The organism is Bartonella kosoyi (genome assembly GCF_003606325.2).
In the GTDB taxonomy this organism is placed as follows: Bacteria; Pseudomonadota; Alphaproteobacteria; order Rhizobiales; family Rhizobiaceae; genus Bartonella; species Bartonella kosoyi.
In genome coordinates, this window is the sequence record NZ_CP031843.2 from 980,916 (window position 1) to 1,003,746 (window position 22,831).

At 40.8% G+C, this 22,831-nt stretch carries 10 protein-coding genes; 7 read left to right on the forward strand and 3 right to left on the reverse strand.

Annotated elements, in window-relative coordinates:
- Nucleotides 1-73 precede the first annotated feature (73 nt).
- The 3 genes from D1093_RS04295 to D1093_RS04305 all read right to left on the reverse strand — a co-directional run bounded on the left by D1093_RS04295 (nucleotide 74) and on the right by D1093_RS04305 (nucleotide 8,066).
- The gene (locus D1093_RS04295; RefSeq protein WP_120100869.1) at nucleotides 74-655 is read right to left on the reverse strand and encodes a hypothetical protein; all 582 of its coding nucleotides are present in this window, start codon (nucleotides 653-655) and stop codon (nucleotides 74-76) included.
- 82 nt (nucleotides 656-737) lie between these two features.
- Complete coding sequence (locus tag D1093_RS04300; protein WP_120100870.1) at nucleotides 738-1,535, reverse strand: hypothetical protein; 798 nt, start codon at nucleotides 1,533-1,535, stop codon at nucleotides 738-740.
- Between the two features lie 1,569 nt (nucleotides 1,536-3,104).
- Complete coding sequence (locus tag D1093_RS04305; protein ID WP_120100872.1) at nucleotides 3,105-8,066, reverse strand: DEAD/DEAH box helicase; 4,962 nt, start codon at nucleotides 8,064-8,066, stop codon at nucleotides 3,105-3,107.
- A 721-nt stretch (nucleotides 8,067-8,787) separates the two neighbouring features.
- On the opposite strand from D1093_RS04305, the gene D1093_RS04310 reads away from it, so the two are divergent.
- From D1093_RS04310 to D1093_RS04340, 7 genes are all read left to right on the forward strand, one after another.
- The gene (locus D1093_RS04310; protein ID WP_244613978.1) at nucleotides 8,788-10,485 is read left to right on the forward strand and encodes a ShlB/FhaC/HecB family hemolysin secretion/activation protein; all 1,698 of its coding nucleotides are present in this window, start codon (nucleotides 8,788-8,790) and stop codon (nucleotides 10,483-10,485) included.
- Nucleotides 10,486-10,509: 24 nt separating this feature from the next.
- On the forward strand, nucleotides 10,510-18,630 hold the full coding sequence (locus D1093_RS04315; protein ID WP_120100875.1) for a hemagglutinin repeat-containing protein: 8,121 nt from the start codon (nucleotides 10,510-10,512) through the stop codon (nucleotides 18,628-18,630).
- The gene (locus D1093_RS04320) at nucleotides 18,627-19,040 is read left to right on the forward strand and encodes a hypothetical protein (RefSeq protein WP_120100876.1); all 414 of its coding nucleotides are present in this window, start codon (nucleotides 18,627-18,629) and stop codon (nucleotides 19,038-19,040) included. Before D1093_RS04315 ends, D1093_RS04320 begins: the two co-directional genes overlap by 4 nt.
- The gene (locus D1093_RS04325; RefSeq protein ID WP_244614031.1) at nucleotides 19,024-20,529 is read left to right on the forward strand and encodes a filamentous hemagglutinin; all 1,506 of its coding nucleotides are present in this window, start codon (nucleotides 19,024-19,026) and stop codon (nucleotides 20,527-20,529) included. Before D1093_RS04320 ends, D1093_RS04325 begins: the two co-directional genes overlap by 17 nt.
- On the forward strand, nucleotides 20,526-20,930 hold the full coding sequence (locus D1093_RS04330; protein WP_120100878.1) for a hypothetical protein: 405 nt from the start codon (nucleotides 20,526-20,528) through the stop codon (nucleotides 20,928-20,930). The genes D1093_RS04325 and D1093_RS04330 overlap by 4 nt, the downstream gene beginning before the upstream one ends.
- A 76-nt stretch (nucleotides 20,931-21,006) precedes the next feature.
- Nucleotides 21,007-22,395 carry a filamentous hemagglutinin gene (locus D1093_RS04335; protein ID WP_120100880.1) on the forward strand — a complete coding sequence of 463 codons (1,389 nt, stop codon included), beginning with the start codon at nucleotides 21,007-21,009 and terminating at the stop codon, nucleotides 22,393-22,395.
- Nucleotides 22,392-22,808, forward strand: a complete 417-nt coding sequence (locus D1093_RS04340) for a hypothetical protein (RefSeq protein WP_120100882.1) — start codon at nucleotides 22,392-22,394, stop codon at nucleotides 22,806-22,808. The genes D1093_RS04335 and D1093_RS04340 overlap by 4 nt, the downstream gene beginning before the upstream one ends.
- The last annotated feature ends 23 nt before the right edge of the window (nucleotides 22,809-22,831 follow it).

Sequence of the window (22,831 nt, forward strand, 5' to 3'; positions counted from 1 at the left end):
TCCTTTATAAATAGATTTAAATTTTAGAAGGAGATGTTTAAAGGAGGGCACCCCCGCCGCGCCCGCACGTTATTTATGCAGCTTTATTTTCACTAATCTTTACAACGGTATCATTTTCATAAATTTCACAATCTTCAGGAATCCCATATGCATAGTAAAAGTTTTGTTTGACATATGAATAACCATCTCTTTTTAACCTTGCATTGCCATGCACCAAACCTCTAATGGTGTGATAACCAGTCACTTTAGCATTGCCATAAACAGAACCGTAGACTTGAGTATACCCTCCCACGCTAGCCTTGCCATAAACCTTGCCATAAATTTTAGCAGCACCACTGATAACAGCATGATCATAAACCACGGCATTGCTATAAATACGCGCATTTCCTGATAATTTTGCATTGCCATAAACAGTACCCATTATAATAGCGTTATTAAAAACCTTGGCATTTTCATAAATATGGGCTGGATTTAAAACAAGAGCATTATCATATACCCAGCAGTTGCCATCATGAGAGAGATTATCTTCACTTTCAATAAAGCCGCCCAATTGACCAGCTTTAACATCAGAAAAGTCTTTTAATGCTTTAATGCGATAAAGAGTTTTATGATTAAATACACGTGTCTCATTTGTGAGTGCAAACTTCTTTTGCATAGCACAATTCCTTTATAAAAAGATTTAAATTTTAAAATGAGATGGTTAAAGAGGGGCGCCCCCGCCGCGCCCGCGCCATTATTTACGCAGCGTTATTTATAGCCTGATCAGCACCACAGACATCTTCAGAAAATTTCTTATTTTCATTAAGCACCGCATTGCCATAAATCGTTGTAAATTGGCAAATTTGTGCCTTGCCACTCACATGAGCATTATCATGAATTTTTGCACAGGGACCAACACGCGCCGAGCCAGAAACCTTGGCATTATCATAAATATTGCTCCCATCATAAACTATAGCCTTATCAAAAACATGAGCATTACCATAAGCTTTTGACCACGTAGCAAGGCGTGATTTACCGTAGACATGGGCATCATTAAACACAAGCCCACTCACATGAGCATTTTCATAAACACGGGCGTTATCGTAAATAAGAGCCCCCTCCGTAATAACGGCATTATCACTCACAACGGCATTGCCAAAAACATAGCCTCCAATTTTTGCATTGCCATTAATGATTGCATTGTCATAAACATGTGCTTTATTACTCAAAACCCATGCCTTATCACTAATCACGGCATTCCCATAAACCCTAGCATAATTCACAACACAGGCATTATTGCGTATTTTTGCATTTTCGGAAACGCTTGCTTGGATAACCATAGCATCATCATATACCCAGCAATTGCCATCATGAGACAGATCACTTTCATCTTTAATAAAGCCGCCGAATTGACCAGCTTTAACATCATCAAAATCTCTTAAAGCTTTAATGCGGTGTAAAGTCACGCCGTTAACAACGCGGGTTTCATTAGTAAGTTCATATTTTGGAGATGTTTTTTTCTTATTAACGGGGGTGTTTTTTGATATATTTGTCATAATTAAATCCTAACTGTTTATATTTGTTATTGACAGCCCCCAAGGGCGTCGGGCGCTAACAAACACGGCAGTTAGTCCGCTGCTTACACTTTTCCCTTTAAGGGTATTGTATGATGTAAGCACACCCGACAAAATCACTATATATGCTAATTAGAGCATAAAAAATAGTCAATTTTTATAACAGGATTAGGTTTATCGTAACCTATTCGCTAACTGTTTAGTGTTGTTAATCACTTGATTATTTATATAACAAAATACGTATTTATTGTCAATTAATATTCTATCTTTTTTGATATTTTTTGTATTTTTTAAAATGCGTTATGTATTGATAATATCTTATGCTTATTAATTGCTTCTTTTATATTTATATGCGTTTAAAGCTATATTATAGGCTTTATAAAACGATTGCGTTATGTTTTGAATCTATACATTTATAATATTTAAAAACGCTCTTATCATGCGTATTTTTATCTTTATAACCTATCAATTTTTTTACTAAATGAATTTAAATTTTTTTGTGAATTTTGTTTATAACAAATTTGCAACTTAACAGCCTTTTATAGGAACTCTTTTTATAACCAATGCATTCATTTGCATTATGATTATAAAACTTTGCTATTTTACGCATTCTCTATAGCCATGGCATCATTTTTCATTTTCATAAGAGAAACGATAAATAGGATAATTGCGATTTATAGACTGTTATGAAAATATCTAAAGAGAGATTGATAATTATAGAGATTAGAAAAATACCTTTTAATAGACCGTGTCAGTTTTGTCAGTTCCTTTTAGACCCTATAATTATTTTTGCAAATGAGTAAAATTAAAAACATTATTTTTCAATAGGTTAATGTCTTTAAAACACAACCCATATCAAGAATACAATCTTTAAAGATAATCAATGATGTGAATTGATTAAAACTTGTCAGTTATGTGTCAGTAAATTGAACCGACAAAAGTGGTTATTTTAGTGTTTCATTAAAACGTGTCTTATGAAAAGCGTATGAAAGTAAAAACTGATTACGTTATCAAAATCCTTTTTATGAATTTTATCAGTTCTTTTGCAAATATAACCTTATGATTTTAGACTAATGATTAGAACACATCTTATGAAAAGCATATGACCCTTTAAAGCCTTTCAAAAGATGTCTTGTAACTCATAAGAGATGCTATCAAGATCATTAGGTTATGAGTTTTGAAGATTTTGAGTATTTTGAGGGTGTGAGAAACCTTCAAAACCTATAAGTAATATAAGAAAATGAATATATATAACTCTCTTTAAACAAAGCTTTTAAAAAGGATAAAGCTATCATTTGAGATTACGGTATAATCTCTTAAAGGCAATGTAAAAAAATCTAACTCTATTTAAGATGGGATTTCTTAAAAGTCTTAAAGCAATCCAAATGAGAGTATTTAAAAGTGCAAATGATTTCTTTTTAGAATAACGCATGATAAATTATCCTTTGAAAGATTGTATGTAAGCAATGTATAAAGGGGGTATAGACTGTTATAAGACCCTATACCCCTTGTGAGTTTATCATACCCATTATGTGAGCATGCTTTATAAGCTTATTCAGTTTCTCTTAATACCAATTTTGGTAAGTTTTTAACGATTTTCATTGTTTCTAAACTTACAGTAATAACCCTTTGAAACAACTCTAGAGGGTAGGCAGGGTTTCCAACGGTTTCAACAGCATAGCGATTGGCATCATTGACAATACTACTCTTTTTATCAATCTTAACACATTGACGCCCCATAACCCATTCAAGAGCAGGCTTGCCATTTACAATATACTCATAAGCCTCAAGAGGGATATCTGTTATTGTGATATTGCTATTGTAAAAAACAGTCGATTTATCCTTTTCCTTACTATTCCCAGCAAATTTCATTTCAGTCACATAATAGAATTTTTCGGGATTAGAGATCTCAGTCTGTTTTGGGTTACCCTTTTTAAAGGTCACTGGATAAGGCTCTACATCTTCATAATTTACGTGTAAATGACCCAGTTCACGCCCTGCTGTTACAAACTTCCAAAAATCATCAGCACTCTTTACGCAAGGAATACGAGGCAGTTCTTTGCATAAATTATGTGCATAACGAGTACGGTAATCTTCCGAATGAAGTAAACCGTAAACATAATAGAACAAATCATCTTTTGTTATGGTTTCATTAGGATAAGAGGTTTTAAAATGGTCTAGACCTTCATCAGTAATGGCATCATACCTCTGTAAACCAGCTGTTGTGTTTGCTTCTGTAAATAAATGGGATTGTTTCTTGTTTTTATCTTTTAAAACTTCAGTATCTTCGTAAATATAGCGTGGAAAGCATTGGCTATTATCTATCACACCCACATCAGGCACATTTTTAGTCATCAAGACAGAAAATCCACCTCTTGCTCCTACAGCAGCAATTTTCATAACTCTATTTTCAACTATTTTTCCCATAGGAAATATCTGTGGCATTTGATAAACTGATTCATTAAAAATGCGACTATAATAGAGCCATTGTTGTATAAAAGGACGATACAAGCTCTGAGTGAGGCATGTTTCTTCAAATTTAAAAGTTTTTCCTCTAATTAACTGTTGCTTAACACTATAGCTCCAGCTAATTTTACCGTCATCGGAATTGACAAAACTATCTACATACTTTGCACGCGCTTTACTGGCGGCATGTGTATAAGCACCATTAAAACGTTCCACTTCACTATTGTAGAAAGCAATCATATTACTCATGTTTTTCTTTAAAGTTTCATGGCTTGAATTGTAAGCCCAAGCGTCACGATTGGTTTTTAGACCACATGAAAACGTTTCAAAGAGTTTTTTATTATGATCTTTTTTATAACCTTTATCACCTATAGCTAAAAAAGCGTTGAAATTGTCATCACGTTGACCAAGCCAATCACCATGTTTATCTGGTGTAATTATTTGCCAACCTTTTTTGCTCTGTGTAATGCCATCAATGCTCCTAAATTTTTCAATTATTGTTAGCTTTTCTTTTCTCGTAAGGTAATCTCCAATATCACGAAAATATATTTTACCATGCTGTTGTGCATTTGGATTTTTAACCAAAATAGAAATCGCTATAGGGGCACGAGAGCCAGACCCGAAAATTTTGCCACCTTCTTTTCGCGAAACTTCTCCAGACGTTCGTTGATTACCCCGTAAATGGAAAATATAAAGGCTGCTAAATTCCTCAACGAGACATTTGCGTAAACCATCCATAGAACTTCCATCAATAAAACCCGCGTTTGTGACAAAACCAATAACACCGCGTTTTTTTATTCGGTCACTAGCCCAACGAATAGCACGAATATAACTGTCATATAACTTGTGCGTACTAGTTGCTTTAGATTGAGCAGCGTAAGTTTCACCGATACGTTTATTTAATATGGGATAGGGAGTATTCTTTGCATTATCATTTTCGCTTTTTTGTCCTACCGAATAAGGAGGGTTGCCAAAGATAACTTCAATATTTAGTTTCTTTTGATGCTCTAAATATTCACTATTTTCTTTGAGTATACCGTCTATCAAGTTTTTTTCTTTAAGTGTTTGAAACGTATCAGCCAAACCAATATGCTTAAAGGGAATATACTCACCTTTCATGATACTATGATAAGTCGATTCAATGTTAATCGCTGCTATGTAATAGGCAAGTAAAACAATCTCATTAGCATGGATATCATGACGAAACTTATATTCCATATCCTCTGGTTTGATGAGATTGGATTGTAAAAGCCTTGTGATAAAGGTTCCAGTTCCCGTGAAAGGGTCAAGAATAGAAACACCCCGTGACCCCAAGCTTTTTCCAAATTCATTGCGTAAAACGTCATCAACAGAATGAATGATAAAATCCACTACCTCAACGGGGGTATAAACAATCCCAAGTCTATCCGTGGTTTTCTTAAATGCCTTGGCAAAAAAGCTTTCATAAAGCGTGATAATAAGATTTTGCCTTGCTAAAGGCGAGGTAATCCCAGAAGCACGAAGCCTTACACTGTTATAAAACTCTTGTAATTCCTTGGATTCTTCCTCGATATTGGTTTTATCAAGTTCTGTTAAGATCCTTTCCATGGCTTGCGAAATGGCATTGTTTTGCACAAATTCATTGCCCTCAAACAAGGCTTCAAACACGGGACGCGTGACAAGATGTTGGGCTAACATCTCAATCGCTTCCTCTTTCTTTATTTCACTGTTTAAGTTGTTCTTTAATTCTTTATGAAACGCATCAAAAGCATGAAAGGCTTCACTGTTTTCATCAGCAAGCAGGTTTTGAAGATGGGTGATATGGTTTTGAGCAATCTCAGCAACATTACCCGCCCAATTTTCCCAATAATCCGCAATGGCAAATTTCTTCGCAAGAAGGGTTTTAAGGGCATTGGGAAACTCTTTATAAAAGGGTAATCTCATTTGCCCTTTATAACTATGCTGCGGTTCAGGAGCGGCTTTTCCAATCTCAAGACCCATATGTTCTGATTTCTCATGGATATGGAGTTTATCCTCAACCGCGGTCATGCTCTTTAAGGCAGCAATCTCCAAAACATCACTAACGTCTTGCCCTAAAATCATCTGGTTAAGGGTGATTTCAAAATTCTCATCATGAGCAAGCAAAGCATTGATCACTTGCCAGACAACACTGTATCTTTTGTTGTATTTTAAAGCCTGTTCAGCAGAAACCCCAGCAGGAATCCCAACGGGTAAAATGATATAGCCTCTTTTTTTGCCCCGAGCACGACGCATGATACGCCCCACCGCCTGTATCACATCCACATGACTTTTACGCGGGTGTAAAAACATAATGGCATCAAGAGCAGGGACATCCACCCCTTCAGACAGACATCTTACATTGGTAAGTACACGACACGTATTTTCCCCCGCATCTTCCTTAAGCCAATCAAGGGCTTTATGACGCGTTTTGGCACTTTGTGTTCCGTCAATATGATCAAAGGTACAGTCAAGAGGCGGGGTCTCTTTATAGACCTTATGAAGATCATACAGTTCTTTCTGTATTTCTTGAGAATTGAAGGTATCACGGATACGTTCAGAGGTTTTGATATCTTTACAAAAAGCCAAAGCCCGCCGCATGGGATTGGGGTCATCACTCAAATCAATCTTTAGATCTATTTTAGCAAGGGCTTGATAACAGCCTATGATTTTGGTTTTATCATCAAGGATAAGTTCATAATTCTCATCGGTCATCAGATGTTGAATGGATTGACTCACTTCCTCTTCATTAACACCCAAAACAATAATCTTATAAGGTGCTAAAAGTTCATTCTGAACGGCTTTTGAGAAGGTATAGGTATAAAGCTCTTTTCCATAGAGCTCTTCATCATCCATAGAGGCGAGAACAGCATTGATCTCATCGGCACGTCTTTTGGCATCATCGGTAAAGATCTTAGGCGTTGCTGTCATGTACAGACGTTTTTTGCCTTGAATAATGCTGTTATCATGAACCTTGATAAAATCAGATTCATTGTCCTCTGTTCCCAATGAAGCCCCAGTGGTACGGTGTGCTTCATCACAGATGATCAGATCAAATTCGGGTAAATCATACTTTTTTTGTGCATCGGAAATCACTTGGATTGAATGATAAGTGGAAAACACCACGGTCATTAGATCATGGGAAACCTTACCTGCTTTGCTAGCCAGTTCTTTTGCATCAGTTGTTGCAGGCAAGGCAAGATCAGAGCTATCAAATTCAAGAGTATCATTTTTATTATTCTTACGACGTTTACCCACTTGTGTATCGGAACACACAGCAAAGGAACGCAAAGGCACTTCTGTATCTTCTGTCCATTCACGGATTGTTTGCGAGACTAAAGCCAGAGAAGGGACCAGAAACAACACACGCTTGCCTTTTCCTGCTATGGTTTCTGCTATCTTCAAACTCGTGAAAGTCTTGCCTGTACCACATGCCATAATCAGCTTGCCACGGTCTGCTTCTTTTAACCCTTCACAGACTTTCTCAAGGGCTTCTTTCTGATGATCTAAAAGCTTTTTTTTCAGCTTTTCTTTAAGGACGGCTTGTCCTTGTTCTTTATAAGCGCTCCAATCGATTTGACTGCTTTCCAAATCAAAAAGGTTTATGCGTTGAATACGAACTTCTTGCCCCTCACAAGTCAGTTCAACATTATTACTCCAATCTGTTTCGGTGCTATCAACCAGTATACGACGGGTGAAGATCTTTTTGCCCGAGGCAGCAATAAAACTATCAATATCTTCTTTTTTAATTATGTGAGAGGCGTTGTAGCATTTACATTGAATGGCAGCATACCCCCCTTCATCACGGATTGTAGCCACCAGATCAATCCCAATATCCGTTCCATCTTCATCATGCTCTTTTGCCCATTCCAAATAAGTTTGAACCTTTTCGTATTCTTGCTTTTGAAGAGGGGCTTCACTCAAATAAACCATGACAAGGTTTTCAAACATGGTTCCTAATTCACGGGGTGATTTAGCTTTTTGACGATAATATTTCAACAGAGAGCGTAAAGTGACGTGTTCATTATCAGAGTTAACAGATTGCAGCATATTGTAATAAAAATCCCTTGCCTTAAGAGATGATCAATAATCATCAAAAGAATCAAAACGAACTCAATCAAGTTGACTTAAAGCAAATAACGATAAAAATGGGAAAAAACTGATAAAAAAAGCAGACATTTTTTCAAAAGGAGTTTTTACAGGTTGTTTATCAACAGCCTATGACATGGAGTATATCAGCAAAATAGTGAAATTTGCTGTTCGTTTGACGGGTTAATCAAGATAAATGCACTATGTACTTTAAAATATCAGAATAAGTATTTTGATGCATTTTATAGATAGATTTTGAAGGTTTCTAACACCCCAAAAAAAACTTCAAAACTAATGATGGGGAGTGCTTTGAAGGTTCCATTCTATGAATAAGGGGACATGGTTTAGCAAATTTATCCTTTATATTGATGGGGATATTGAGGCTTACACATTGACTTTCTGGACAATTTTGGTTATAGGTCTGAGAGTATAAGTATGGGGGGAATATCTTCACACGATTACAATCAAGGTGTTTTGTCACTTGGTCTTTGGTGACAGAGGTATATGCTTTTATTAAAAGCGTCATAGGGTAGTGGCTGTTTTAATTTCTATTATCAACCAGGGTTGATGAAGCGATAGAACGCTTCATGAATGCTGCAAAGCGGGGCAATCTGTATTGTTATTTATCTTTTTACGTTGGAAGAGTTTTTTTAGGTTTTTTCTTGCCTCAGTATTGTTTGGCATGTTGAGTGGCGTAACCGTTTATGCGCGCTCCTCAGCTGTTTTTCATTCTCCAACAGATAATTTTTCTCGCGGATATTCAGAAAAGCGGCAATTAGAAAGAATTGAGAATTTACGGGCTTTAACGCCTCACGGTATGACAAGACCTTCTGAAGGAAAGCAAGGAGCACTTTTGGGGAGTGGGTACTGCTTTCCAATTCATGATATAGTTGTTGATGGGGTTTATCATATCAAGAAGAGCTCTGTAGCCGCTGTAACAAATCCCTATGTTGGAAGATGTATCGGTCTTGTCGATATCCAGCTCTTAATCAAGCAGTTAACCAAGGTTTATTTGGATCAAGGCTATGTAACGGCGCGTTTTTATATCCCAGACCAAGATATAAAAAGCAGTAAGACGTTAAAGTTTGTTGTTGTTGAGGGGAAGCTTTCAGATATTTATTACAACGGTTTACCAGCTTCTTCTCATAATTATGTTGTGTGGAGTGCTTTTCCGGGTTTGGAAGATCATATTCTCAACATGCGCGATATTGAACAGGGTTTAGATCAAATCAACAGACTTTTTTCAGCACATGCTCAAAGCGAACTTCTCCCAGGTCGTGAAGAGGGGAGCACCATTGTGAATATTAATAATCAGCCTAGTAAAGTTTTCAAGGTTCGTGTTTCTCATGACAATATGGGACAACCCTCCACGGGTTATGCGCGTTATAGTGCGGGCTTAAAGCTCGAAAATATTTTAGGTCTCAATGATGCATGGGATTTTAACTATCAACGCAGTGAGACAGATTATTGGGGTGGGAGTGAACAAGAAGGACATAGCAATAATATTTCTGCAAGTGTGAGCATTCCCTATGGTTATTGGACTTTTGGTTTAAATGGCACTGTTTATAATTATCAAAGCATTATCCATGGCAATTTTACCGATATTGAGACGACGGGGGATTCCAGTGAATTACATGCCAGTGCAAGCAGGGTTCTTCACCGTGATAGTGTTTCACTCACAACACTCAATTTAGGTCTTTCTTATAAAAGAACCAACAATTATCTTCTTGGCAATAAGATAGAGGTCGGCAGTCGTCAATATAGTGTCGCCAATTTTGGCATTTCGCATTCGCGTCAGATGTTAGGGGGAACCTGGACCTTTGATGTGAGTTATTTGCAAGGAGTTCCACTTTTTCATTCTGTAAAGAAACATGCTCCAGGAGCGGGGGATGGGGAGCCTCAATTTGCAAAATTTACCGGCACACTCAGCGTTATGACACCCTTTAAGGTTGGAGAGTGGAATTTTCTGTTGAGCAATCTTTTGAGTGGTCAATATTCACCACATAATTTATTGGCTGCAGAGCAGATTTCGTTGGGGAGCGCTTCCAATGTTCGTGGCACGCGCGAGAGTTTGATTTTTGGCAATAACGGTTTTTTTATCCGTAATGACCTGTTTCTGCGAACCATTCCATGGAGCAATAATGCGACGTTCAAAAAGACTTTGGGTGAACTTCGCCCTTATGTTGGTTTGGACTATGGTCGTGTTTTTTCGCAAGCTTTGTATGGATTTACGAATGAACAACTTGCCGGTTGGACAGCAGGCATCAAGCTTGCAGGGGGGATGGTTTCTCTTGATGCCAGTTATTCCAGTATTTTCTGGAGCACAGTTAAGCACAAGAAGTCAGGCACATTTTTAATGACATTAGCAATGGAACTTTAAGCATATTTATTGGGGAGTTAAAGCATGGGACATGAGAAGAGAGAAGAAAGAGCAAAGTTATTAAGCGTTTTAATTTCTAGTACGATGCTCAAGAAGGTTTTATTTGGGGGGCTTGGTTTTTCTTGTTTGTTAGTCCCTTCAGGGTTACAGGCGCAAATTGCCGTTGATGCGAACGCGAATGCCGCCCATCGTCCAGATATTGTGGCAGCGCCCAATGGGGTTCCTTCCATTGATATTGTTACCCCCAACAGCAGCGGTTTATCGCACAATAAATATAATGATTTTAATATTGGCAATGGAGGTGTGATTTGGAACAATCATGCGCAAGAAGTAGGGCAATCGCAATTGGGGGGCATTATGCCGGGCAATCCGCATTTGCGTGTTACGGGTTCAGCGAAGGTTATTTTAAATGAAGTGACCAGCAGTAAACGCAGTGCGCTTCATGGTCCAGGAGAGGTTTTTGGGCGCCCAGCCGATGTGATTATAGCCAATCCCAATGGGATCAGTTGTGATGGTTGTGGGTTTATCAATACGCCCCATGCGACCTTAACCACCGGTGTTGCGGAAATTGATGCATCTGGTTTTCTAAAAGGTTTTGTGGTGAGAGGTGGTGATATCACTTTTGGAACAAAGGGCGCGAATTTTTTCTCAGGAAAAGGGGCGGTTGATATCGTTGATATTGTATCGCGCACAGTGCATTTTGAAGGTCCTGTTGCGGGGAAGGATATTGGGGTTGTTGCTGGAACGGGCCGTTATGACTATGCTTCTCGTGAGATGAAGGAGCTCACCGATATTACTGGTAAGCCAGAATATGCGATAGATGGTTCTGCTTTGGGGGCTCTCCAGGCGGATCAGATTAAACTTGTGGCAACCGAAAAAGGTGTTGGGGTTCGCATGCGCCATGATATGGCGGCCAATGCGGGGCAGTTACATCTTTCTGCGGATGGAAAAATCTCCCTACAGAATGCCTTTGGTCATGGGGGTGTTTCCCTTAAGTCGAAAAGCCAGAGCATCTTGGCAAAACACATCACCTCTAAAAAGCATATTGATATTGCAGCAAAAAAAGATGTGACATTAGAAACTGTTGGGGCGGATGGTCATTTTACAGCAGAGGCACAAGAAGGTTTTTTAACCATTGCAGGGCAAGCAACCTCTGGGGGCAATATGAAGCTGTCCTCACGCGAAGCCATCAAAGTCTCAGGGCTAGGGGCAGGGGCTGATATGGCGTTTGAAACGGGCGGTGATCTGACCATTGCTGGCACTGTTTTGTCTGGGGGCAATTTAAAAGCACATGCCGGTGGTGATATCAGGGCGTATCTTTTAGCCGGTGGGGTTGATATGGCAGCAACGGGGGCTGCTGGAAATCTTGTTTTGGGAAGCCATGGGGGTGTTGATCTCCAGAGTAGTCAAGGTGCGATTGTTGCTGAAAGCATTTATGGAGCGGGAGATATCACACTGGTTTCTCATAACGGGCTATCTGTTTCTCAAACAATCCTCTCTCATGATAATGTTGTCATTCATACACAACCTGATGCTGGAGTTCATTTTGGACAACTGATTGCTTATGGAAAGGCAGACATTGATGGTGGAGCGGTTGATTTTTCTTCGCTGATGGCGGGTGGAGATGCTGTTTTGAAGAGTGGCAGCCTTGATGCTGGCACATTGATGACAGGGTTAGATTTTGTTGCCTCTCAGGCAAGTCCTTCGAATCCTTCCGGTGATCTTGTTTTTTATGATAAAGGTTCTCTTTCGATCACAGCAGAAAAAGGGATAAAGGTTGGACATATTATCAGTGGTGAAAATATTGACCTTTTTGCTGGCAACGATATTTATTATGATCAGATCATAGGCTACGGCACAGCAACACTGACATCGGTATCAGGAGGGATTAGTGTTGAGAATGTGCTGTCTGTTCTGGGGGATGTGAGGTTGACAGCACCGAGACTGGATTTAAGCAATAATCGTTCTCATATTTACACGCCTCAAACGCTGTATTTAATTGCAGATCATATTGATGTTTCGGGAAGCGAATTAACGTATGGTGGTTTAGATTTTAACAGCACCAATGCCCTTGATATTCACCATGCACGGTTGCAAGCCGTGACAGATGAGGGTGGGACGGGAGATATTCTTTTTGTAGCACCAGGTGTTCTGGTTGATGAGGCAACATCAGTTTTAGCGGCACGAGATTTTGCCATCAAAACAGGGGAGCTTCACAATAGTGGTCAATTGGCAGCGGGTCAGAATTTAGCCTTTAGCGTGACGGGGGATTTGACCAACAGCAAAACGGGATTAATCTATGTGAAGGGCCATGGTGCTCTCAAAGTTGATGGGGCTTTGTTGAATGATGCTGGTGTCGTTATGGCAGAGGGTGATTTATCTTTTACCAATGTGGCGGGTACTGGAAAAAGCCTTTCCCTTGTCAATAAAGCAGGCTTGATTCAAGCCGGTGGAAACTTATTGATCCAAACCAAAACCTTGCAAAATGAAGCCGATAGTACGCCGGTCATCACGGAAAAAAAGGAATATAGGGATATTTCTTTCCAAAAACCAGAAGGTTCTGATCAGCTCAGTGATGGGATGTTATATCAGGAGGACCCCAATCTTTGGGGAAAGGGGCACGAACATCAAGACGATAAACTAATAGGGAAAGGGCACGTAGAACTTTACTTAGATATTCCACTTTGGAATAGCAAAGAAGAAACCTATGGCACGGCAACATTGAAAAATGGAACAGTCTATAAGGCTTTTACTTGGGAACATAAGTCTATAAAGAAGGAATTTTCTGTACACCACTATAAATGGAATGGTGATAGCTGGGGAGGATGGTTTTTACCAAACAAAAACTGGTCCCATATGACAGAGGAGACTGTCACGCAGACGTTTTCGCATAAACCGGCAGCTCAGGGGATGATACAATCTCACGGCAATCTTATTATTAACGCTGATGATATTGAGAATCACTACAGCATCATAGAAGCGGGTGGAAATGCGGATATCCAAGCCAAGACGCTGACTAATTTGGGGGCGACAACTTATAAAAATGTCTATCTTGGCTGTCAGGCCAATACGGATGCTTATTGTTATGCCTATAACGCTGATGGCAGTCGTAATGGTAGTCTCGATATAGACAATGGGAGTATTCGTCATATAAGTTCAGAAGTGACAGATACCGTTTCTGGTCTTGTTCAAGCGGGTGGCACGTTGAATTTGGTGGTCGATCAACTCAACAACAAGGCAGCCGAAGGGTCCATTACAGGGGATGCGCATTTTGAAGCCAAAGCGGTTGGAGGTAATCCACTGGAGGCGCTGAACGGTTTAACCGGGGCTGGTGCTTTGTTTACACCCAAAGTGGATCTCAATAATTCAGGGGATCTTTCTGAGGGGCTTCCTTTGCCAAAGCCCCAATCGGGGGGTGTTGGGGGCACGCTGCCCAACCAGAATTTCATTTATGAAACGAGAGCAGATTTCCTTGATGTCGGTAAGTTTTATGGTTCAGCCTATTTTTTGAACAGAATTGGTTATAAGCCAGATCGGGAGATTTTCTTCTTAGGGGATGCTTATTTTGAAAAGCAACTGATTGAAAAACAAATGCGTGATCTTGTGGGTCAAGGTTTGGGTAAAGGCGCCTTTATTCCAGGCAGTGATGCCATTGAACAAGTCAAAAGCCTGCTGGATGTCGGGGCAGAATATGCCAAAGCCCACAATCTTGTCTTTGGTGAACCTTTAAGTGAAGAACAATTGGCAAGTTTAGAAGCACCGATGGTGATTTATGTTCGTCAACAGGTCAAGGGCATGGATGTTTATGCACCGGTGCTTTACATTCCAGAAAAAGACAGAGCCTCCTTTGTTTCTGCTGGAGCTTTGATCATGGGGGATGATGTCAATATCACCAGCCAAAATACAAGCACTTCAACGATTATCAATTCAGGGCGGATTGCGGCAAACCACCAATTGCATGTGCATGGCGGGGATATCCTCAGTCAAGGGGGGCATTTTGCTGCTGGTGGTGATGCTGTTTTGCTTGCAGAAAACAATATTCGTTTGGATGCAGGGCGCACAATGGTTGATGGTGTGGAAACTGTTTTAAACACCAATGCGCTTTCTACTGGGGGCAATGCGACAGTTTTCGCTAAGCAAGATATCACAGCCTCAGGGGTGAAGGTCACCACAGGGGGTGATCTTGCTATGGTTACAGAAGAAGGTAACTTAACGATAGGCGCAGCAGAAACCCATCACCACAGCGAGCATAGTGATGCCTCTATGCATCAACAATCAGAAGTTAATTCTGGCGGCTCAACGACGCTTGTCTCTGGAAAAGATTTGCATGTTTTAGGCTCTGAGGTTCAAGCAACGGATAACCTTTTCTTACAAGCAAAAGAAAACGTTTCGATTGATGCCACGCGCAACAGTGCCAATAGCCATCGGGGGGAACAAACCTCCCATGTTGCTGTGCACAATGGCTCTCATTTAAGTTCTGGAAAAGATACCACTGTTCTCTCTGGAAAAGATATCCATGTTTCTGCGTCCGATATCGATGCGAAGGGCAATGTTGCTCTTGGTGCTCAAGGGGATATCACAATAGATACCAAATCCGATGAGATGGAGTATCATCTTCAGAATAAAAACCTTAAAGTGGATATGCAAGCCTCGCGAGCCGTTGGCTCTTCGATCAATGCTGGGGGTGATATCACCGCTATTGCAGGGCAAGATGGCAAACCACATGATCTCACCATCACGGGCAGTTCTGTTACGGCTGATGGCAAGGTGGGGTTGAAAGCCAGCCACGATATTCTCATCAACAATGCGGAAAATAGTTTACAGTATGAGATGTCCTACCATAAAGAGGGGGGAGCATTTAGTAGCAGCAAATCCCAGCATAACAAGATTGATGCGACCCAAGTTTCCGGTTCACTCATATCGGGGGGCAAAGGCGTTGCCATTGATTCAGGAAACAACACGAAAGTTGTTGCCTCGATACTCACAGCCGGCAAGATAGGGGAGACTTCAGGAGAAAAAACGCCAGAAGACCAAGCAAAAGCCGATATTACCATTCACTCTGGTGGTAATATTCTCATCAAAGGGGCGCAAGAAAAGTATGATCAGCAAGCACAATCGTCAGAAAGTGGATTTTTGAGTAGCAAATCTTCCGATACATCTCAATCCCATACAACAACGGTTTCCTCCATTCTTGGGGCGACGGGCAACATTATTACGCAATCAGACAAAGAGACCACAATCACGGCTTCTCATATGATTGCCAATGAAGATATCAATGTGGCAGGACAAAGCGTGACGATTGATGGCATGACAGACCATCATGAGAGCCATTCAGAAACTCATGAAACGGGTTTTGGTGTGGGATCAGGCAAGGGCTTTGTTTCGATCTACGGGAGTGAGGGAAAGGTGCAAAATGAAGAAAGTTTTGAACATCAAGGCTCTTCGCTCAATGGTAAAAATATCACTATCACCGCCGAAAAAGAAGATGTGAACGTGGTAGGTTCTGATTTTAATGCACGAGAAAATATTAATGTTTCGGCAGCCCATGATATCAATGTTTTGCCTGGTCACAATAGCCATAGCACAAGCTCAAAGGAAGAACGTACAGGTTTTGGTTTTCAGTTTGAAAAGAGCAAAAGTGGTGCTTCTGTGGGTGTGGGGGTTGCGGGCGCCAAGGATAAAGGCGATCAATGGGAAAATACGAATACGCCGTCCAATTTCCATGCGGGCAATGATGCGAATTTTAATGCTGGCAATGATGTGAATTTTAAAGCGGCAAATGTTTCGGCAGACCGTGATGTCAACGTTAATGCTGGCAATAATATCACCCTATCGGAAAGCTATGATACCTCTAATGTACAAGAAACACATGAAAAAACCTTTGCCGGTGTGACAGCCTCTGCGGATATTGGTGTTCTTGGCACGGTACAAGGGCTAAAAGATTCAGCAGACCGCATGAATAATAAGGATGGAAATAACACAGTTATGAATGGCATCCTGACCGGCATGAAAATCAATCACCTCTTTACCAAAGGCAGGGAGTTTGTTGATTGGTTGAGTGGTAATACAGGGGAAAGGGGAAATATAACCAAAGGATTGAGCAGTTCATTAGGTGGATTTGGAGGTTCTACCAAAGATGTTCTTGCCAATATGGCTGGTGCATCTGGCAGTGTGAGCGTGGGCTTTAAGAGCGAGAAAGCAGAAGCCTCTTCTCAAGTCTCCACAGCGACGACGACGACAATAGAAGGGAGGCGTTCTGTTAACATAAATGCTCACAACGGCAATATCCATGGTGTTGGAGCCGACATTATCGCCGGCACAAACCCGATTTATGTTCTGGACAATGATGCACAGAGCGGGAATATTAATATGACAGCGGGGCAAAATATCACCTTTGAAAGTGCAAAAAACACACAAAGCACACAAAACAACAATGAAAGTACTTCCATGAGTGTGGGCTATGGTTATGGCACGGGGGGGGCAGGGGCAACAGGCAGTGCTGCTTTTAGTCAAGGGGAAGGTTCCAGTGATGAAGTGCACCACAAGAACAGCCATATTATAGGCACCGGCACGGTTCATACCAACAGTGGGCAAAACACCACACTGAATGGCGCCGTGGTTTCTGCAAACCGTGTAGAGATGAGTGTTGGAGGTGATTTCAGCATTACTAGCCAGAGCGATACCGGAAAAACTTCCAGCAAGCAAAATTCTGTTTCTGTTGGTTTTGGTGCTGGAGCAACGGGTGGCGGAGGTTCAATGAGCGCCTCTTTGAACAAGGATAAATCCTCTAGTGATTATCACAGTGTTGTAGAGCAATCAGGCATCAAAGCAGAGGCGGGCGGTTTTGATATTACAGTTACGGGGACAACAAACTTGACCGGAGGCATTATTGCGAGCAGTGCCTCAGCGGATAAAAATAGTCTGACCACCGGAAGCATTACGACGAGTGATATCACCAACAGTGCCCATGCGACAGCCAGCAGCCATGGTTTTAGCCTTTCTGGAAATGACACGATAAAAAATATTACCAAGAATGTTTTAAACCATGGCAAAGCCAAGGATGGCGCAGAAGGAGAAACCAAATCCGCTATCAGTGATGGAACCATCATCCTAACCAATACAACTGGCCAAAGGTCCATGGGGCAAGATGCTGGAGAAATCATTGGTTCTCTCAACCGCAATACTGCAACAGCCCATCAGGCTGTTGCACCAATAGACGCCACATCCCTTGAGGGAGCAGTGCATAATCGCTTAGACATGATCAATGATTTATCCGATGAGGGATTGGGATATTTTTATAAAATTTACAAAATCGCTTATGCCACAAAACATCCTGAAGGAGAAGTTGCGCATGATGAAAATGGCAATGTCCTCTATTTAACCGATGAAAATGGAAAACCTATAAAAGGCAATGATGGAAAATATATTACTCTGTATCATTTTTTAAAACCAGAGGAAGAAAATCATTTACAAAAAGGCTCTGATGGCGAGGTTCATATGTTTTATAATGGTATTTTTACCTCCCCCGATGATGCCGCGCGTTATGCCGTCCAATTTGCTGACAACGATCATGGTCATCTGTATTTTACATATTTCCCGCAAGATAAAGACATGCTAGTAGAGGTTGGTATAGCGGTTTTTCAGAAGTTTTTTGAAGGTACATTTTTCTTTGGATTGACCAATTCGACCAAGAAGTTCCAGAATACAATGTATCTTTATGGCAATGACGGATTACGTATTGATGGGCACAGCCGTGGTAGTATGACGGTAGGTAACGGAATGCATGATTTTGAAAAGCGTGGTATTCACGGTATAGCAGGCAACACGAGTATCAATCTTTTTGGTCCAGCTTACAACGCTCAATCGATGGCTAATACACTCGATTATTTAAGTGATGGCAAGCAAACCTCTGTCGGTTTAGAAAACCACGCATATGACTTTGTTGGTATAAAGTTTGGTGGAAATCCTGCTACTTTTGATAAGATCCCTTCAGGGAGTAGTCCTGGGAACGAGGCATGGAGAATATTTACGACTTATCCTACTGTCCATGCTTGTTATGGTCATGCAAGCGATGTGTGTACATCGTTCTATGGCTCATCTCATCGTATACAAATTAATTCAATTCAATCAGGGGGCAAGAAATGAAATACATCTTAAAATTATTGAGTGTGCTTGTTTTATTTATGATAGCTGGATGTAATTTTTTTAAGCCTTCTCCAGGGTATCTCAGTATGTGGGAAAAGCCAGGGGCAGATTTTACAGAGGTAGGAAAAGCCTTGTTAGAATGTGGCATGCCAACCCCTTATGATGAGGATTCAGAAAACAGAAAGGTAAGCATTAATGCAAAAGCGACAATTTATGCTTGCATGATTCAATCAGGATTTCGCTATAAAAATGAGGAACTTTCGAGGATAGGAGGATGGTGTTATACATTTAGAGAAGAAAACCTTCCCATTTGCCAACCTGGTGCTGTCATCCCAAAACGGAGTGTCAAAAAGCGCTTAAACAGCCCTTTTTGTAAAAGGTACAAAAATGCAGATGAATGCCAACCCTAACAACACAACACCATTCGCAAAGCGTTTTAATGAGAATGTTGGCTTTGGTGCTGGAGCAACGGGTGGTGGAGGTTCAATGAGCGCCTCTTTCCAAAAGGACAAATCCTCTAGTGATTATCACAGTGTTGTGGAGCAATCCGGCATTAAAACCGGTAATGGCGGTTTTGATATTACAGTGGCGGGTGCAACAACCATGACCGGAGGAATTATTGATAGCACCGCACCGGCGAACAAAAATAAACTGACTACAGGAACCATTAAAACGAGTGATATTACCAACAGTGCGCATGCTCAAGCTAACAGCGATGGGATCAGTATTTCTGCGGGAGGTCCCATGTATCAAGGCAAATACGGTGTCGGGAAAAACATTGCCAAGAATGTTTTAGATCATGCAAAAGCCAAAGATTCAGAGGAAGGCTATACCAAATCCGCCATTAGTGATAGCACCATTGTGCTGACAAATGAAGCAGGGCAAAAGGCGTTGACGGGGCAAGATGTGGAACAAGCCATCGCCTCCCTTAACCGTGATACTGCCAACGCCCATAAGGGTGTACAACAGCTTGATGTTGCCAAGCTGGAACGAATCGTCCATGAAAACCGTGAAATGGCAACACAACTGCTGGAAGAAGGGTTTAAATACAGCGATGACTCCTATAAAACCATGTTTATCAAAGAGCACCCCATCGCTGTGGTCGACCGTGATGAACAGGGCAATACAATCTATAAAACAGATGAAAATGGAGAACCTATAGAAGACGCTCGTGGACAAAAAATCCCTAAGTTTCATTATTTAACGGATGAGGAAAAGCAGCATTTGCAAGCCGGCTCTGATGGCAAGGTTCATGTGTCCCTCAATGGTATCTTTACTCCACCAGAGGAAGCTGCTGTTTATGCGGAGCAACATGCGAAGGATCAAAATGCACCGCTTTATTTTGTTGTGTTTCCAGAAGCCGATTCTGCTATTTCAGAACTTCTGGTCGCGGGATACCAGAAGTTTATGGAAAATAACTTTTGGGGTTTGACCAATTCAACCCAAGAAGCAAAAGATCTGATGTCTCGCTATGGGAACACAGGATTGCATTTTGATGCCCATAGTCGTGGTAGTTTGACAAACTTGAATATGATGAATTCTTTCAAGCAAGAAGGTATCAATGATGTAGCTGGCAATACAACGATCAGTTTCTATGGACCAGCGGCTAATGTTTTGGCGGCATCAGATCTGTTAAAGTATGTGAGTGGTGGCAAACAAACCACAATTGGTTTTGATGGTCATAGATATGACTTTGTCAGCAGAATTATCGGCGGCAATGGCTATACCTACGAGACAATACCTACTGGTAGTAGCATGTGGAAAGAATGGCGGAGAATGTTCACAAATCCCAATAGCGTTCATACTTGTCTTGGACATGCGAGTCCAAAATGTAGATATGATTATGGTCTATCTCATCTAAAACAATTTCCTTTAAGTAAATCATGGAGCAAAAAATGAAACAAACTCTAAAGCTATTAGGTGCGGTAGTTTTGTTGATCATAACAGGATGTCAATTTAACAAACCTCCTCTAGGAGAGGTGGCAGCGTGGAAGAAACCAGGAGCAGATTCTACAGAAGTAGGAAAAGCCTTGTTAGAATGTGGAATGCCAACTCCTTATTATACCGATCCAGAAAGCAGAAAACTTAGTATCAATGCATGGGCAAAAATTCATGCGTGTATGGTTCAATCAGGTTTTCATTATGAAAATGAACATGAGGGTGGGTGGTGTTATACTTTTAGAGAAGAAAACCTTCCGATTTGTCGACCAGGGGCTGTTGTTCCACAGAGAAGTGTCAAAAAGCGCTTAAACAGTCCTTTTTGTAAAAAGTATAAAAATAGCCGTAAATGCCAACCTTAACAGCGCAAAACCATTCGCAAAGCGTTTTAATGAGAATGTTGGTTTTGGTGCTGGAGCAACGGGTGGCGGAGGTTCAATGAGCGCCTCTTTGAACAAGGATAAATCCTCTAGTGATTATCACAGTGTTGTAGAGCAATCAGGCATCAAAGCAGAGGCGGGCGGTTTTGATATTACAGTTACGGGGACAACAAACTTGACCGGAGGCATTATTGCGAGCAGTGCCTCAGCGGATAAAAATAGTCTGACCACCGGAAGCATTACGACGAGTGATATCACCAACAGTGCCCATGCGACAGCCAGCAGCCATGGTTTTAGCCTTTCTGGAAATGACACGATAAAAAATATTACCAAGAATGTTTTAAACCATGGCAAAGCCAAGGATGGCGCAGAAGGAGAAACCAAATCCGCTATCAGTGATGGAACCATCATCCTAACCAATACAACTGGCCAAAGGTCCATGGGGCAAGATGCTGGAGAAATCATTGGTTCTCTCAACCGCAATACTGCAACAGCCCATCAGGCTGTTGCACCAATAGACGCCACATCCCTTGAGGGAGCAGTGCATAATCGCTTAGACATGATCAATGATTTATCCGATGAGGGATTGGGATATTTTTATAAAATTTACAAAATCGCTTATGCCACAAAACATCCTGAAGGAGAAGTTGCGCATGATGAAAATGGCAATGTCCTCTATTTAACCGATGAAAATGGAAAACCTATAAAAGGCAATGATGGAAAATATATTACTCTGTATCATTTTTTAAAACCAGAGGAAGAAAATCATTTACAAAAAGGCTCTGATGGCGAGGTTCATATGTTTTATAATGGTATTTTTACCTCCCCCGATGATGCCGCGCGTTATGCCGTCCAATTTGCTGACAACGATCATGGTCATCTGTATTTTACATATTTCCCGCAAGATAAAGACATGCTAGTAGAGGTTGGTATAGCGGTTTTTCAGAAGTTTTTTGAAGGTACATTTTTCTTTGGATTGACCAATTCGACCAAGAAGTTCCAGAATACAATGTATCTTTATGGCAATGACGGATTACGTATTGATGGGCACAGCCGTGGTAGTATGACGGTAGGTAACGGAATGCATGATTTTGAAAAGCGTGGTATTCACGGTATAGCAGGCAACACGAGTATCAATCTTTTTGGTCCAGCTTACAACGCTCAATCGATGGCTAATACACTCGATTATTTAAGTGATGGCAAGCAAACCTCTGTCGGTTTAGAAAACCACGCATATGACTTTGTTGGTATAAAGTTTGGTGGAAATCCTGCTACTTTTGATAAGATCCCTTCAGGGAGTAGTCCTGGGAACGAGGCATGGAGAATATTTACGACTTATCCTACTGTCCATGCTTGTTATGGTCATGCAGGTCGTGAGTGTACATCGTTCTATGGCTCATCTCACCGTATACAAATTAATTCAATTCAATCAGGGGGCAAGAAATGAAATACATCTTAAAATTATTGAGTGTGCTTGTTTTGTTTATTATAGCTGGATGTGGTATTGAAAACATCGACAAGCCTCCTTTAGGTAATGTATATGGGTGGGAGAAGCCAGGGGCAGATTTTACAGAGGTAGGAAAAGCCTTGTTAGAATGTGGCATGCCAAGCCCTGAATATCTTGATAGAGAAAATAGGCGTTTGAGTTACAATGATAGTGCAACAATTTATGCTTGCATGATCCAAGCAGGATTCCATGATAAACTTGAAAGAGAGATAGGAACTTGGTGTGAGAATTTTAAAGAAGAAAACCTCCCCATTTGCCAACCTGGTGCTGTCATCCCAAAACGGAGTGTCGAAAAGCGCTTAAACAGCCCATTTTGTAAAAGAAGTCCAGAACAACCTGAATGCAAGCCTTAAGTCTTGCTGTTCCTTTTTATTGT